This is a genomic window from Peptidiphaga sp., from assembly GCF_057238965.1.
Genome location: NZ_DBHHEV010000061.1, coordinates 1 through 14,853 on the forward strand (window position 1 = coordinate 1; position 14,853 = coordinate 14,853).

15 protein-coding genes are annotated in these 14,853 nt (G+C 68.0%); 5 read left to right on the forward strand and 10 right to left on the reverse strand.

From position 1 onward, the window contains the following. From ACO48X_RS07920 to ACO48X_RS07935, 4 genes are all read left to right on the forward strand, one after another. On the forward strand, positions 1-290 hold a 290-nt coding region (locus ACO48X_RS07920), incomplete at its 5' end, for a cytochrome d ubiquinol oxidase subunit II (protein WP_485001542.1). Positions 291-368: 78 nt separating this feature from the next. Next, positions 369-2,126 (forward strand): thiol reductant ABC exporter subunit CydD, encoded by a 1,758-nt coding sequence (gene cydD / locus ACO48X_RS07925; RefSeq protein ID WP_485001543.1) that lies wholly within the window; start codon positions 369-371, stop codon positions 2,124-2,126. Then, positions 2,123-3,970: a thiol reductant ABC exporter subunit CydC gene (gene cydC / locus ACO48X_RS07930; protein WP_485001544.1), complete on the forward strand. Its 1,848-nt coding sequence runs from the start codon at positions 2,123-2,125 to the stop codon at positions 3,968-3,970. Before cydD ends, cydC begins: the two co-directional genes overlap by 4 nt. Next, on the forward strand, positions 3,967-5,610 hold the full coding sequence (locus ACO48X_RS07935) for a sensor histidine kinase (RefSeq protein WP_485001545.1): 1,644 nt from the start codon (positions 3,967-3,969) through the stop codon (positions 5,608-5,610). Before cydC ends, ACO48X_RS07935 begins: the two co-directional genes overlap by 4 nt. Positions 5,611-5,720: 110 nt before the next feature. Here ACO48X_RS07935 and ACO48X_RS07940 read toward each other — a convergent pair whose 3' ends face one another. The 7 genes from ACO48X_RS07940 to ACO48X_RS07970 all read right to left on the reverse strand — a co-directional run bounded on the left by ACO48X_RS07940 (position 5,721) and on the right by ACO48X_RS07970 (position 11,578). Beyond that, the gene (locus ACO48X_RS07940) at positions 5,721-6,368 is read right to left on the reverse strand and encodes a response regulator (protein ID WP_485001546.1); all 648 of its coding nucleotides are present in this window, start codon (positions 6,366-6,368) and stop codon (positions 5,721-5,723) included. Positions 6,369-6,433: 65 nt separating this feature from the next. Next, positions 6,434-7,120 carry a ribonuclease III gene (gene rnc, locus ACO48X_RS07945; RefSeq protein WP_485001547.1) on the reverse strand — a complete coding sequence of 229 codons (687 nt, stop codon included), beginning with the start codon at positions 7,118-7,120 and terminating at the stop codon, positions 6,434-6,436. After that, the gene (locus tag ACO48X_RS07950; protein WP_485001548.1) at positions 7,117-7,683 is read right to left on the reverse strand and encodes a YceD family protein; all 567 of its coding nucleotides are present in this window, start codon (positions 7,681-7,683) and stop codon (positions 7,117-7,119) included. Before ACO48X_RS07950 ends, rnc begins: the two co-directional genes overlap by 4 nt. Next, complete coding sequence (locus ACO48X_RS07955; protein WP_485001549.1) at positions 7,674-8,279, reverse strand: ATP synthase subunit B family protein; 606 nt, start codon at positions 8,277-8,279, stop codon at positions 7,674-7,676. The genes ACO48X_RS07950 and ACO48X_RS07955 overlap by 10 nt, the downstream gene beginning before the upstream one ends. Beyond that, on the reverse strand, positions 8,276-8,764 hold the full coding sequence (coaD, locus tag ACO48X_RS07960) for a pantetheine-phosphate adenylyltransferase (RefSeq protein WP_485001550.1): 489 nt from the start codon (positions 8,762-8,764) through the stop codon (positions 8,276-8,278). Before coaD ends, ACO48X_RS07955 begins: the two co-directional genes overlap by 4 nt. Continuing rightward, positions 8,761-9,318 (reverse strand): 16S rRNA (guanine(966)-N(2))-methyltransferase RsmD, encoded by a 558-nt coding sequence (gene rsmD, locus ACO48X_RS07965; RefSeq protein ID WP_485001551.1) that lies wholly within the window; start codon positions 9,316-9,318, stop codon positions 8,761-8,763. Before rsmD ends, coaD begins: the two co-directional genes overlap by 4 nt. Positions 9,319-9,457: 139 nt before the next feature. Next, positions 9,458-11,578, reverse strand: coding sequence for an ATP-dependent DNA helicase RecG (locus tag ACO48X_RS07970; RefSeq protein ID WP_485001552.1), 2,121 nt, complete (start codon positions 11,576-11,578; stop codon positions 9,458-9,460). 426 nt (positions 11,579-12,004) lie between these two features. Between ACO48X_RS07970 and rpmB the strand changes: the two genes are divergently transcribed. After that, positions 12,005-12,202 (forward strand): 50S ribosomal protein L28, encoded by a 198-nt coding sequence (gene rpmB, locus ACO48X_RS07975; protein WP_040323192.1) that lies wholly within the window; start codon positions 12,005-12,007, stop codon positions 12,200-12,202. 76 nt (positions 12,203-12,278) lie between these two features. Here the strand turns inward: rpmB and ACO48X_RS07980 are convergent, their stop codons facing one another. From ACO48X_RS07980 to ACO48X_RS07990, 3 genes are all read right to left on the reverse strand, one after another. Then, complete coding sequence (locus ACO48X_RS07980) at positions 12,279-13,124, reverse strand: aldo/keto reductase (RefSeq protein ID WP_485001553.1); 846 nt, start codon at positions 13,122-13,124, stop codon at positions 12,279-12,281. 58 nt (positions 13,125-13,182) lie between these two features. After that, entirely contained in the window at positions 13,183-14,226 is a 1,044-nt protein-coding gene (gene thiL, locus ACO48X_RS07985; protein WP_485001554.1) for a thiamine-phosphate kinase, read from the reverse strand. A 99-nt stretch (positions 14,227-14,325) separates the two neighbouring features. After that, positions 14,326-14,853: MerR family transcriptional regulator (locus tag ACO48X_RS07990; protein WP_485001555.1), on the reverse strand; the 528-nt coding region annotated here is incomplete at its 5' end.

Below are 14,853 nucleotides of genomic sequence, written 5' to 3' on the forward strand. Positions count from 1 at the left end.
ACAAGGACCGCGAGGGCGCGGCCTTCATGGCCCATTTCCTCGCCAGCGCCTTGGCAGTGGTCTTCATCTGGTCCACGATCTTCCCCGACGCCCTCAAGTCATCCGTGGATTCGCGTTACTCCCTCACTCTCGCTCAAGCCGCGGCCACCGGCAACACGCAGACGATCATGTCGGCCGCCGCGCTTGTCTTCGTTCCGATCGTCCTCGGGTACACGGTTTGGTCGTACAAGGTTTTCTCGCGGCGCATCTCCGTCGAGCCCAAGAAGGTCCGGAGCTTCGAGAACGCGTGAGGCCCTTGAGCCCGGGCCTGGCCCTGGCGGGCGCCGTCGTCCGATAAGGTACGGGGGAATCGACCGAAGGACAGATGAGTGAAGCCCCTCGACCCCCGACTTTTGCGCCACGCGCGTTCGGCCAGGGCCTATATGGCCTTTCTTGTGGCCGCGGGCATGGCGACGACGATCCTCGCCGTCGTCCAGTGCTGCGCGACGGCGGCTGCGCTCGCCCGGCTCGTTTCGGGCGGCGGCTCCCCGGCGGGCCTCGGCCTGCCCTTGGGCCTCGTCGCCGGGGCGTTTGCGGGGAGGGCGCTCGTGGGATACGCGCAGGAGGCGGCAGGCCATCGCGCGGCCTTGCGGACCATCGCGCAACTGCGCGGACTTGTCCTCGATTCCGCGGCGGGAAGGGGGCAGCGCTGGCTCGCCGACGGGAAGACAAGCTCGACCGTCACGCTCGCAACCGAGGGCCTTGACGCGCTCGAACCGTACTTTGTCAGGTTCCTTCCGCAGCTGATCCTCACGTGCCTGGCGACGCCGGCCACCCTTGCAGCCGTCGTGTGGTTGGACTGGATCAGCGCCGTCGCGATCCTCGTCTGCCTGCCGCTCATCCCGATATTCATGATCCTCGTGGGGAAGATGACGCAGGCGCACTCAAAAGAGCGCCTGCGAGCCATGCAGCGCCTGGGCTCCCAACTCCTCGACCTTCTCGCCGGCCTGTCCACCCTCAAGGGGCTCGGCCGCGAAACGGCGCCGCGCAAACGCGTGCGGGACCTGGGCGACTCCTACGCCCGCACCACGATGAAGACGCTCTACGTCGCCTTTCTTTCGGGGGCCGTCCTGGAGTTTCTTACGACGGTGTCGACGGCGCTCGTCGCCGTCGAGGTCGGCCTGCGCATGGTCGGGGGCGGCCTCGACCTCTTCTCCGGCCTCGCGATCATCATGCTCACCCCCGAGTGCTTCAAGCCGCTTCGGGAGGTCGGGGCGCAGTTCCACGCCTCCGCCGACGGCGTCGCCGCAGCCGAAAGCGTCTTCGACGTGCTCGAAAGCGAGGGGGAGGCAGAGGCTTCGCGACAATCGGAGGCTCCGGGGAAGGCGGCCTCGGACCTGCCCTGCCCCGACCTGGCTGTCTCGCCCGTGGTCTTCGACCGGCTCAGCGTCGCCTCCCCGGGACGCGCAACCGTCGCCCCTTTCGATCTGACGGCCCGCATCGAGCCCGGCAAAGTGACGGTTCTCCGCGGGAGGTCCGGTGCGGGCAAGTCCACCGCGGCGGCCGTCGTCCTAGGGCTTGTCTCTCCGACGTCGGGAAGCGCGAGGATCGGGCGCACGCCGATCGAATGCATCTCGAAGGAGAGCCTGTGGCGGCAGATCTCGTGGGTTCCCCAGAGGCCCGCGATCCTTCCCGGGACGGTGCTCGAGAACATGGGCTGCCCCCTCGGAGGCGAGCTCGAACGGGCGGCGTCCGTCACGGGTTTCGACGAAGTCGTGGCCTGTCTGTCCGACGGCTGGAACACCAGAATCGGCCACGGCGGGGCCGGCCTGTCGGTGGGTCAGCGACAGCGTTTGGCGCTTGCGCGCGCCCTTGTGAAACCTCGGCCTTTCGTGCTTCTCGACGAGCCTTCGGCCCACCTCGACGCGGCCTCCGAAGAGCTCGTCGCACGCGCAGTGCGCGAGCTGCGCGCAACGGGGCACACGGTGCTCGCCGTCGCCCATAGGTCGGCGCTCATCGAGGAGGCCGATGCGGTGATCGACGTCGCAGCCAGAAGCGACGCCCCCGAAAGAAATCAGGCCCCGGAAGCAGCCGAAGCGGCGGAAAACGGCGCGACGGACCCGACGTCGACGGGAGGAGGGCGATGAAGGCGCTGCCCAAATCGGAGCGCATCGCCTTGCGGCGCGTCTTTGCCCTGCTCGGCGTCGCGAAGGCCCCGCTGGCCTGGTCCGTCGTCACGGGGGTTGCGACGCTCGTGTGCGCCGTCGGGCTTGCAGCGGTCTCCGCCTGGCTCATCGCCCGCGCCTCGCAGACGCCGCTCGTGGCCTCCCTGGCCTTGGCGGCGACAATCGTCCGAGCCTTCGGCGCGAGCCGCCCCGTTTTCCGCTACCTTCGGCAGCTGACGAGCCACTCCGTGGCGCTTCGAGGCATGTCGAATCTGCGGTCGGCCGTCTACTCGAGGCTCGCCGACTCGCGCATCGACAGGGTGACGCGGATACGTCGGGGCGACCTTTTGGCGCGCACGGGCAGGGATGTCGAGGCCGTCGGCGACCTCGTGGTGCGCGCTTTGCTGCCCATCGCCGTGGCGGTCTTCGCCTCGGCGGCAAGCGTGGCAGTCGTCGCCTTCTTCTCCCCCGCCGTCGCCCTGACGCTCGCCTGCTGCCTGGCCGCAGCGGGCCTTGTCGGCCCGTACGCGTCGATGCGCGGAGCGCGCCTGGCGGAAATCCAGCAGGTCGAGGACAGGGCGGAGCTCGCCGCGCTTTCGCTCACCATGCTCGAATCCAGCGACGAACTGCGCGTCTCCGGGCGGATGGGCGCTCTCGCGTCGGCTTTGGACGACGCCGAACGAAGGATCTTCGCCAATCGCGACGCCGCCGCCAGGCCGGGCGCCCTCTTCTCGGCAATCGAGACCTTGGCAACGGGATGCGCCGTCCTCGCCGCACTTGTCGTCGGCGGAGGCGAAGTGGCAGGCGGCGCCCTCACGCCCGTCGAGCTGGCAATCGTCGCCCTCGTGCCGCTCGCGGCCTTCGAAGCGGTCGATCCCCTCGGCGAGGCGGCCGTGCAGCTCGTTCGATCGGCGGCGGCTTCGAAACGGATACTCGACCTGCTTGACGGCGCGCAGGCCACCGATCCCGCCGAATCCACGCCGACAAGCTCCGGAGCAAACGCGGATGTCGCGAAGCCGGGCGCCGCGACGCGCCGGACCGCCGGGAGCTTCGCCGCGTCCAGCCCCGCCGAGACGGGGACCGGCGCCGAGAGCCTGGTTGCAAAGGGCCTCGTCATCGGCTGGCCGGGCGGACCCGAGCTGAGCGCCCCCATCGACCTCGCAGTCAAGCGCGGCTCGTCCCTCGCCGTCGTCGGACCGTCGGGAATAGGCAAGACGACGCTTCTCTACACACTCGCCGGGATGCTCGAGCCCAAGGCGGGGTCGGTCCTGCTTGGCGGCAGGCCTGTTCATCTCATCCCGCGCGCGGAAGTCTCGACGTCTTTGACGCTGACGGCCGAGGACGCCCACCTGTTCGCGACGAGCATCCTGGAGAACCTGAGGGTTGCCCGCCGGGATGTGTCGGAAGAGGAGGCCGCCGGGCTGCTGGTCAAAGCGGGGCTGGGACCGTGGCTGGCGGAGCTTCCCGACGGCGTCCACACCGTCCTCGGCGCCGAGGCGACGACGGTTTCGGGAGGCGAACGCAGGCGACTCCTCCTCGCCCGGGCACTCGCTTCCGCCGCAGACTTCCTGTTGATCGACGAGCCGGCCGAGCACCTCGACGGGGAGACGGCGGACGCGCTCATCCGAGACCTTGCAGCCACGGAGGGCAAGACGGTCATTCTCGTCTCACACCGCCTGACAGCGCTCGAAGGGGTCGATTCCGTCGTCGTCCTCGACAAGGTCGGCGAAAAGGCCCGCGTTCTCGCGCAAGGCGCCCACGACGAGCTCGCCGCTTCGCTTCCCGCCTACCGATGGTCGCTTTCACGAGAGGAGAGCAGCCGATGATCGACCCAAGCGAGCTTCTCAGAAGGGCCCTCGACCTGACCTCGCGGCTGGACCGCTACTCGGCGCTCCAGGCCTTCGTCGAATCCGCGGCGACCTTGACGGGAGCCCGCTACGGCGCGCTCTCGGTGCTCGACCTCAGAGGAAACACGGTCCAGCTCGTCTATTCGGGCGTGGATTCGATGTCCAGCGGGCTCATCGGCCATCCCCCCATGGGGTACGGGCTTTTCGGCGAGATGCCTGACGACGCCTACATCATCCGAAACAACCTCGCCGAGGAATTCCCCGATCCCCCATGGCCCGACGACCACCCGCCCATGGACAACTTCCTCGGCGTGCCGCTCATGGTGCGCGGGCGCTCTTTCGGGCACCTTTATCTCGCCCACAAGGATGGGGGCTTTTCAGACGACGACGGCGAAGCGATCACGATGCTGGCCCGAGCGGCAGGCATCGCGGTGGAAAATTCGCGGCTGTTCGCCGAATCCGTGGTCAGGGCGCAGTGGATCGCCGCCTCTCGCGCCATTTCCACGGCCCTTCTCGAGGGCAAGGACGAGGAGGACGTCCTCGCGCTCATCGCGTACGAGATGCGGCGCGTGGCCAAGGCCGACGTCGCGCTCATCGTCCTCGAGGGCGTTGCCGGCGCATGGACCTGCGAGATAGCCGACGGCGAAGGCACCTCCGACATCGTCGGCGTCGATTTTCCCCCGACGGGACGCGCGCAGAGCGTCATCCGCGACGGGCAGGGAATGATCATCGACTCGATGTCGCGCCAAGCTCACCTGCAGGTTCCGATGCTCGCCTCCTACGGAAGCGCACTTTACGCGCCCATGGTCGCCAAAGGCTCGACGATGGGCGTCATCATCCTCCTGCGCGCGCAGGACAAACAGGAGTTCGACCTGTCCGACCTCGCCATGGCCGAGGCCGTGGCAAAGCAGGCCGCGCTCGCCCTGCAGCTGGCCGACGCCCGCCACATTCAAGCCCAGGCCTCCCAGCTGGAGGAGCGCGCCCAGATCTCTCGCGACCTCCACGATCTGGCCATACAGCAGCTCTTCGCCTCGGGCATGGAGCTGACGGCCGTGCGCAACGACCTGGCGGCCTCGGGGGCCGCGCCGGAAACCGCCCTTGAAAGCCTCGACAACGCCATCAATTCGATCGACGAATCCGTGGGGCAAATCCGGCAGATCATTTACTCGCTTCGCGATCCGCAGGCGACGGCGCCGATCGTCTCGCGGCTGCGCCGAGAGGACGAACACGGCGCGAAACTCCTGGGGTTCCGCCCGACGCTGCGGATCGTCAACCTCGGCACTGCGGTTGACGGGGGGCTTCACACCGAGATCGACGACGAACTCGGGGCCGACGTGGCCGACGACGTCGTCGCAGTCGTGCGCGAATGCATAGCCAACGCAGCCAAACATGCGCGAGCCACATCCGTGGAGGTCGAAATCGCGATAGAAAACCACAGGGTCTCCGTCACGGTGATCGACGACGGGCAGGGCATCGGCCGCGACCTCAGCCGGCGCTCGGGGCTGTCGAATCTTGCCGCCCGTGCGCGGCGCCACCACGGCACCTTTTCCATCCGTCCGGGCAGCGGCGGCGAAAACGGCGGAGGGACGAAGATCGAATGGACGGCGCTCGTCGAATGAGGCCGGGCTGGCTGGCCGACGCCGTCTGCCGTCGCCGCTTTAGAGACGGGCCTCAGGAATCGCGGCCGGCCCTCTCCGGCACGGCACGCGCAATGCCCCCGTATGCCCGGCTACGAGCCGTGGCGCCAACCGGCCGCTCGCTGGCCGGCGACCCATGCGGCGACCTGCGTGCGGCGCTGAAGCCCCATTTTCGACAGGAGCGAGGTGATGTGGTTTTTGACGGTTTTCTCTGCCACACCCAGGCGGTCGCCGATCTCGCGGTTCGAAAGGCCGTCGCCGATGAGCTCGAGGACCCTCCGCTCGGAAGGGGTGAGGTCGGCGGTGGGGTCGGCGTGGTCGGCTCTGCGCCTCGACACGGTCCGCTCGTCGAGAAGGACCCTTCCCGAGGCCACTGCCTTGATGTTCTCCGTGATCTCGGCGCCGCGCACGGATTTGAGGAGGTACGCCTTCGCGCCCGCGGCCTGGGCCTCGGCGAGCGCCTCGTCGTCGTCGAAGGACGTCAGCACGATGCACTTCGTGTCCGGAACGGCCTCTGTGAGGCGGCGGATGATGTCGATTCCCGTGCCGTCTCGCAAGCGGAGGTCGACGAGCGCGACGTCGGGGTGGACAAGCTCCCCGCGACGGATCGCTTCCTGGACGCTTCCGGCCTCCGCGACGACGATGAGGCCGTCCATGCGGTCGACGACTTCCGCGATGCCTCGGCGCACCACTTCGTGATCGTCGATGATCATGACTCTGATGTCATCGTCTGATGCCATACACTCCCCTTTACACGGACCTGCTTCTATCATACCTACACGGGAACGGCATTACACATTCGCGGTTAATCGCCATTTTCGGCCGTGATAGCGCGGTAGGCGACTTGCGCCGCAGCCTGCCGCGCGGCCTTCTTCGAGCTTCCCGTGCCCTCTCCCCACACGCGTCCGCCCATCGAGGCCACGGCAGTGTAGACGCGCCGGTGGTCGGGGCCCTCGCTCGTGAGCTCGAATTGGAGGGATCCGACCATCCCGCGCTCGTGCGCGACCTCCTCGAAGCTCGTCTGCCAGTCGAGGTTGGGCCCCAAAAGCGACGCGTCCTCGATTTTCGCCGCCACGAGCCTCTCGACTGTCTTTCGCGCCACGTCCAAGCCGTGCTGAAGGTAGGTAGCGGCTATAAGCGCCTCGACGGTGTCGGAGAGGATGGAGTCTTTGTCCCGGCCCCCGCTGAGGTCCTCGCCGCGCCCCAGACGTATGAAGCGGCCGAGCTCCAGCTCCCGTGCGATCGAGGCGAGGGCTTTCTCGGAGACGGCGAAGGTCTTCATCCGCGACATGTCGCCCTCGCGCGAGTCTGGAAACTCGCGGAAGACCTTGTCCGCGGCGATGAATCCCAAAACGGAGTCGCCGAGGAATTCGAGCCGTTCGTTGTGCGGCTCACCGTGCTCGAAGGCGAAGGAACGGTGCGTCAGGGCGAGCCTGAGCAGGGGGCGGTTTATGTCTACGCCCCACCGTTCGACGAGTTCGCGATAGCTCACCGTTCCATGTCTCCGCGGAGCTTGGCTTCGAGGGCCGCCAACGGGTCGTCCTCGTTCGTCGGCAGGGGGTGGAAATGGTCGTCGGGCAACTCGTCCCACCGCTTGCCGCAGCCGGAGCACAGGCCTTGGCAATCCGGCTCGCACAGCGGCGTGAACGGGAGCGAAAGGACGATCGCGTCCCGCAGGACGGGCTCGACGTCCACGTGGCCGTCCTCGATGACGGGAAACTCCTCGGCTTCCTCGTCGCCCTCCTCGATGAGGGCGAGCCTCCTCTCGGGATAGAACGCCAGTTCGCCGACGGCCTCGTCGACGTCGTACTCGAAGCGGCGCACGCATCTGGCGCACTCGCCGACGACGTGGGCGGCGACGGACCCGCCGACGTACACGCCTTCGGAAACCGACTGCAAGGTCAGCCGCACGTCGAGCGGGCTGCCTTCGGGAACGCCGATCAGCTCCGTGCCCAGGTCCGCGGGCGCGTCAAGCGTGCGCTCCCACTCAATCGAAGCGCCTTCCTGCCGCGGAAGGGACGCCAGATCGACGACGAAGGGGCTTCTCACGTCCACGAGTCCTCCTCGTACTCCATTCCTTCGTCCACGGGATCGATCTCCCCCTGCCGCTCGGCGATGACCCGGCGCCCGGCCTTGACCTGGCCGAGGACGACGTCGATCTTCCCTTGAAACTCGCGGGAAAGCGCGTCCATGGAGTTGCCGAGCTCGGCCACCTGGTCCTGCAGCTCGCGCAGGCGCTCGTCCGAGTATTCGTCCGCGCCCTTCTTCATCGTCTCGGCCTGGTTCGTTGCGTCGTCGATGATCCGTTGCGCCTGGGACTTCGCCGCGACGGTCACAGCGTCCTGGGAAACCAGGCGCGCGGCCTGCTCGCGCGCTTGGGCGACGATGTCCTCGGCGTCGTGCTCGGCCCGTTCGCGAATGCGGGCGGCCTCGTCGTGCGCGCGCGCCGTCACCGAGTCGACTTCGGCGAGCAGGCCGTCCGCCTCGACGAGCTGATCGGGAAGAATGTCGCGCGCGGTCGTCAGCAGCTCGACGACCTGCGATCTGTTGACCATTGCCGAGGCCGACATGGGCACGGACCTCGCAGAGCGGACGATGTCGATCAGCTGGTCCAGAATGTCGACGACGGAGGCGGCGTCGGGTGAAGTCATTGTTGCTCCTCGGTGCGATGAATGCCGGCGAGGGCCTCTGCCACGCCCGGCGGTACAAGATCTGTGACGTCCCCTCCGTGCCGCGCCACGTCTTTGACGAGGGAGGAGGCGATGTGCGCCAAGACGGGGTCGCCCAGGACGAAGACCGTTTCGATGCCCGTCAGGCTGCGGTTCATGAGGGCCATGGGCTTTTCCGCGGAAAAATCGGCTTCGCCCCGCAGCCCCTTGACGACGACGTCCGCGCCGAGCTCTCTGCACAAGTCCACGAGAAGGCCGGGCATGGGAACGGCGCGCACGCCGTCGAGCCTTTCGACGGCCGCCTCGGCCATAGCCAGCCGCCGAGCGGGGTCGAACGCGTGCCGCTTGGAGGCGTTGAGGCCGACGGCGAGGATCACTTCGTCGGCGAAGGCGCGGGCGCGCACGGCGATGTCCACGTGCCCCAGGGTGACGGGATCGAAGGATCCGGGATACACGGCGATGGTCATGCGTCAAGCCTAGCGGGCGAAACGCTGAAAATGCGCGTATCCCCGAAGGCGCGTTCGTCGGTCGTCGCAAAACCCGCGGGCCAGGCGGGCTCCGGCGAGCGCGAGGACCTTTCGACCACGGCCACGCCGTCGGGCGCGAGGACGCCGGGCAGGCGGGCCAGGACCGCCGCGAGCCGCCCTTCGTCAAGGTCGTAGGGAGGGTCGAGGAAGACGACGTCGAAAGCCGTCTGCGACGGGTCGGCCAGCCGGGACTCGACCCGCATGCAGCTGACCTTGGCCCGGAGATTGAGGGCCCTGGCGTTGGCTCGAATGAGTTCCGCGGCTTTGCGGGAGGATTCGACGCACTCGACGAAGGCGGCGCCGCGGCTGGCTGCCTCCAGGCCGAGGGCCCCAGAGCCGGAGTAGAGGTCGAGCACCGCGCATCCCTCGATGTATCCGAGGTGGTCAAGCCGTGAGAAAAGGGCTTCGCGCACACGCTCGCTCGTCGGGCGCGTGCCGCTGGCCGGAACCTTGATCGTGCGCCCTTTCGCGGCGCCCGCGACTATCCGGGTCATAACTCCTCGCATTCCATGTCCGTTCGCCTTTCACGCCTCCTCCGCTTCGCCGACCCGTCGAGGTCGACGCCGCCGGAGCGGCAGCGGGCCTGCCGAGCCCCGTCCCCGTTCAAGAGAGCTCCTCTCCCTTCAAGGCGGCTCATCCCCGCTCAAGATAGTCCGCCCTCCCCGCGTCGATGGCCGCCACCGCGTCGGCGAGGGCCGGGTGCTCGGCGAGCTCGGGGTCTGCGGCCACCGCCTCGCGCGCGGCGGCTCTGGCCGTCTCGATGACCTTTCTGTCTTTGGCGACGGACAGGAAGCGCAGGTGCGAGCCTCGCCCCGCCTGGGCCGCCCCCAGCACGTCCCCCTCGCTTCGCAGCTGGAGGTCGAGCTCCGCCAGGGCGAAGCCGTCGGTCGTTGAGGCGAAGGCCTCCAGCCGTCTGAGCGCGAGGCTCCCCTTTTCGGCCGACGTGACGGCCAAACACACGCCGGGCGCCGTCCCCCGGCCGATCCTGCCGCGCAGCTGATGCAGCTGGGACAGGCCGAAGCGGTCCGCGTCCAAAATCACCATCGCGGTGGCTTCGGGAACGTCTACGCCGACCTCGACGACGGTCGTCGACACGAGGATCGGATCGCGCCCCGAAGCGAAGCGCTCCATGGCTTCGGCTTTCTCTTCGGAGGACATGCGCCCGTGCATCGTCCCGACCCCGATTCCGGCGAGCGCGCTCTTTTCGCGAAGCTCCGCCGAAACATCGGCGACCGAGGCGAGCGGCAGCCCTTCGTCGTCGTCCTCGATGCGGGGGCATACGACGTAGGCGCGCCCTCCGCCGCGGACCTCCTCCCCCAGACGCTCCCACACGCGTTCGACCCACGCCTCCTTCGAAGCCGGGACGACGGTCGTGGAGACCTCCGCACGGCCCGCGGGAAGCTCGCGCAGCACGGAGACGTCGAGGTCGCCGAAGACGCTCATGGCGATCGTGCGCGGGATCGGGGTGGCCGTCATGACGAGGGTGTGGACGCCCTCTCCCGCCAGCGCGTCACGCTGGTCGACCCCGAAGCGATGCTGCTCGTCGACCACGGCGAGCCCCAGGAAGGGAATCGCGACGTCGTCTGAGAAGAGCGCGTGCGTGCCCACGATGAGCCCCGCCTGGCCGGAGGCGATGCGGGCCAGCGTCCGGCGGCGCTGGGCGGCCGGGAGCGAGCCCGTCAGGAGTTCGACCGGCGCGAGCGGGCCGACGAGCGCCTCGATCGTGCGCATGTGCTGGTAGGCGAGCACTTCGGTCGGCGCGAGCAGCGCGGCCTGACCGCCTCCGTCGAGCACCTGGAGCATTGCCCGCAGCGCCACGACCGTCTTTCCCGAGCCGACGTCGCCCTGCAGCAGCCTGCGCATCGGCGCCGTTTTGGCCAGATCGGCGGCGATGTCGGCGGACACTTCCCTCTGTCCCGACGTGAGCTCGTAGGGCAGGTCGGCGTCGAACTGGGCGAGCAGGCCCCCGTCCGCCAAGGGGAAGGGCGCCGTGGCCCGCTCGCGCGCGCGATGGGAGCGCTGAGCCAGGGCGGCCTGCAGAACGTAGGCCTCCTCGTGGGCCATTCGCAGGCGGGCCGCGCGCCACTCTTCGTCGTCTTCCGGGCAGTGCAGGGCGCGCATGGCTTCGAACTTCGAAGGCAGTCGATGGGCCGCCAGGTACTCGCCGGGGAGCGGGTCGGGGACGTCCGAAGGCGCGAGGGACTGCAGAACGGACTGGACGGCCTTCCGAATGTGCCACGAGGGAAGCCGGTCCGTGGCGCGGTAGATCGGAATCGGGCGGGCGAGCTTGGCTACGTCGGACTCGTCTTCGACGAGCTCGTATTCCGGATGGGTCAGCTGGAGGCCGCCTCGGTACGAGGAGACGGTCCCCGAAAAGCTGGCGACGACGCCGGAAGCCAGGCGCTTGGCGTGGAATTCGAGCGTGCGCGGGCTTTTGCCGAAAAAGGTCAGATCGAGCTCGTTCACGCCGTCGGCGACGCGGACCGTGAGGATGTGGCCTCGCCGCGAGTTCATCGGCCGCATCCTCGAGTCCGTCACTCGGGCCACTACGGTGGCCGCCTCGCCCTCGCGGACGTCGGCCAACGGCATGAGCTCGCCGCGATGGGCCAATCTGAAGGGGGCGTGGCCCAGAAGGTCGCCCACGGTGCGAAGTTCGAGTTTCGCCAGAGCCGCGGCCGCGCGCTTTCCCAGTGCGCGCTCTAGGGGGCGTTCGAGAGCGCTCCAGCCGTCAGAGGCGACCGCCTCACGAACCATGGCACAAACCTTTCTCGATCGCATCGTTTCGCTGCGCCGACGCTCCCGCCGGCGCCCGCGCCAACCGGACGTCCGAACCAGCCGAACGGCCGCAGATTCGGACGGGGACGAAATCGACGACGGCCTCAAGATCCGCCGTCGGCGTCCTCAGTCAGCCGTTCCGACTGTCCCAGACTACCGGAGAGTGTCGGATGCCACCGCCACGCTCGCTTGGACACGAAACGCAACCACGGCTACAATTGACGGGTTGCCGTCACCTGGCACACGGCCGCCGATCGACGCCCAGCCGCCGAGCGGCCCGAAAGCATGCAGCCGCCGAAGGCAAGGGTATGGCCTTTGAGGACCATGCGGCGTTTGGTGGCACGGAGTCGGCGACACAGAAAAGAGACGCCGCTGGCGTCCCGTCAGCGTACGAAGGAGACAATCGTGGCTTCTGTCTGCGAAATTTGCGGCAAGCACCCGAGCTTCGGCAAGCGCGTCTCGCACTCCCACGTGCGGACCAGCCGCCGTTGGAACCCGAACATTCAGCGCGTTCGCGCCCTCGTCAACGGCGCTCGCAAGCGCGTCAACGTCTGCACGTCCTGCCTCAAGGCGGGCAAGATCGAGCGCGCTCCGCGCCGCTGAGCGCGACGCGCGCGAAAAAGGGGCCGAACAACGGCCCCTTTTTGCTGCCGTTTGCCTGAAGGCGGCCCGGCAGCCGTCACTCGACTGTTATGCCCTTGAGCGCGTCGACGGCCGCGGGATCGCGATGGTCAATGAAGAGCGGTTCGCCCTTCTCCAGCGTCGTGATGACGGCCATGTCCGAATCGGCGAGCTCGAAGTCGAAAACGTCGAAGTTTTCCTCCATCCGGTCGCGCCTGACGGACTTGGGAATGACGACGACGCCTCGCTGGATGAGCCAGCGGAGGACCACCTGCGCAACCGACTTGTCGTGCGCGCGGGCAATCGACGAGAGGGTCGGGTTGGTGAACAGATTGTTGCGGCCTTCGGCGAAGGGCGCCCACGATTCGATCTGCACGCCCTCGCCCGCCATGAATTCTTGGTCGGCGAAGCGTTGGAGGAAGGGGTGGGTCTCGACCTGGTTGACAGCCGGAACGACGCGGTTGAAAGCAATGAGGTCGGCCAGCCGATCGTTGTGGAAGTTAGACACGCCGATGGCACGGACGCGGCCCTCCTCATTCAGGCGCTCCAGTGCCCTCCAAGAGCCGTAGACGTCGCCGAAAGGCTGATGAATGAGGTAAAGATCGACGACGTCGAGGCCGAGCTTCTCCGCCGAACGCTCAAAAGCCGCGCGGGCCGCATCCTCGCCGGCGTCGGAAATCCACACCTTGGTGGTGACGAAAAGATCGTCCCGCGGAATTCCGCTCGCCGCTATCGCCTTGCCGACGGCTTCCTCGTTTTTGTAGACGGCAGCCGTGTCGATATGCCGGTATCCGACTTCGAGCGCCTCGGAAACCGCCCGCTCGGTGTCCGACGGCGGAATCTGATATACACCGAAACCGAGAACGGGCATCTTCACACCGTTGTTCAGAGTAACAAACTGCATTGTGCTTCCTTTCGATCGTGGTTTCGACACTATCAGCATTCGCCTACATTGAGTAAAGCTAAACACGCTCAGCGCGAAAATGATCCCACCCAGTCACCCTCGGAATATTCCGGCCACCATAGGTCACGAAACCTCCCGCCTCCCTTTCGTCCCCGGGGCCAAGCTCGTGCACGAAGCCGATCTGCCGCCACCCTTCGGGCACGGAATTCGACGTCGTCGCAAGGAATCCGTGGTCCTCTCCCCCGCCGAGGACCATGCCTTCGGCAAGCTCGCGCCTCACGCCGACACGCACCAGGCCGTCGACGTCGCACTTGATCGCAGCCGGATCTATGTCGATGCCCACATTCGAGGCTTCGGCCATGCGCCAGGCGTCGCGCACCAGCCCGTCGGAGACGTCCATGAGGGCGCCTATCCGCCCTGCGGCGCAGGCGGCCAAGGCGAGGGCGACGGGCGGATTGGGGCGCTTGTAGACCGCGACGACGGCCTCCGCCCCGTCGGGGGCCCGTCCGTTCGGCGCGGTGGAACGCTCGCCCTCGGCGGGCAGGACGCTTGCGCATTCGGGAGCGACGGCGCCGCTCCTGAGAAAGTGCAGGCCGGCGGCTGACCACCCGAGGACTCCGCAGTGGATGAGGCGGTCTCCCGGCCTTGCCCCGGACCGCAGGATCGGCGGGCGGCCGGAAAGGTCGCCAACGACGGTCACTCCCGCCGTTGCGGGGCCCCGGGTGAGGTCCCCGCCGTCGACGCCGGCGCCGACGCGTCTGGCGGCCTCGCCCATGCCGCGCGCGAACTCGACGAGCCATTCCACGTCGCGATCGCCGGGCACGCTGAGGGCCGCAACGAAGGAGACGGGGCGGGCGCCCATGGCCGCGGCGTCGGCGGCGTTCTGCATGGCCGCCCGCCATCCGACGTCGTACCCCGTGGACCACTCGGGAAGGTAATGCGACCCTTCGACGAGCATGTCCGTGGAGATCGCGACATTGCCCGCCGCCAGGCCGATCACTGCGCAATCGTCCCCGCTTGGCACCTCGATTCCCTCGGCTCTCGGCAGATGCGGACGGATCAATCCAAGCAGTTCGTCCTCTGAGAAGTCGCGCACGTGCATGGAAACATTGTGCCAGTCGGACGCCATCACCGGCCGAACGCCGTCGCCAACCGAATGCGTCCGCCAGCCCGAACGCCCTCGCCGGCCGAACGGCCCGGCTCACTCGCCGAGGGAGGGGGCGCCGCTCTCTTTCAGACCGGAGGCTGCCCGGTGTCCGATTTCCTGATGCGCCGCCCGCCGCATGGCCAACAGCACGGGCTCGCGGGACACGGTGCCGAGCACGGCGAATTCGACCGCCCCTTCCCCCTCGGGTATGCGGGCGAAATCGCTTTCGGCCATCTCGAAGGCAGCTCCGGCGTAGACTCTCAGTTGGCCCTCGTCCATGGGCACGCCGAGCTTTTCGCAAAAGTCGATCGCGGCGGAGAGCCGCTCGACCACCGCCTCGGCGTTCGCGTCCTGCGAGCGCACAATCCTCTCAAACCCTATTCGGGCAAGCAGTTCACGCACTTTCGAATCGCGCGCCGCCGGGCCGTTCACCGTCGGCAAAGCCGCCGTCGCCTCCGACATCGCAAAGAGGGGGTCGCGATCGGCGTCGTCCGCCGCCCGAAGAATCTTTCGCACCTGCTCGATCGATGCCCCGAGCACCTCGACCATCGCGCGAATGAGCCGCAGCCGCTTCACGTGCCC

Coding starts and splice junctions, on each gene's coding strand:
- rsmD (WP_485001551.1), bottom strand. CDS start 9,318: ATGACCCGGATAGTCGCGGGCGCCGCGAAAGGGCGCACGATCAAGGTT.
- ACO48X_RS07955 (WP_485001549.1), bottom strand. CDS start 8,279: ATGACTTCACCCGACGCCGCCTCCGTCGTCGACATTCTGGACCAGCTG.
- ACO48X_RS07940 (WP_485001546.1), bottom strand. CDS start 6,368: ATGGCATCAGACGATGACATCAGAGTCATGATCATCGACGATCACGAA.
- ACO48X_RS07935 (WP_485001545.1), top strand. CDS start 3,967: ATGATCGACCCAAGCGAGCTTCTCAGAAGGGCCCTCGACCTGACCTCG.
- coaD (WP_485001550.1), bottom strand. CDS start 8,764: ATGACCATCGCCGTGTATCCCGGATCCTTCGATCCCGTCACCCTGGGG.
- thiL (WP_485001554.1), bottom strand. CDS start 14,226: ATGCACGTGCGCGACTTCTCAGAGGACGAACTGCTTGGATTGATCCGT.
- cydC (WP_485001544.1), top strand. CDS start 2,123: ATGAAGGCGCTGCCCAAATCGGAGCGCATCGCCTTGCGGCGCGTCTTT.
- ACO48X_RS07980 (WP_485001553.1), bottom strand. CDS start 13,124: ATGCAGTTTGTTACTCTGAACAACGGTGTGAAGATGCCCGTTCTCGGT.
- ACO48X_RS07970 (WP_485001552.1), bottom strand. CDS start 11,578: ATGGTTCGTGAGGCGGTCGCCTCTGACGGCTGGAGCGCTCTCGAACGC.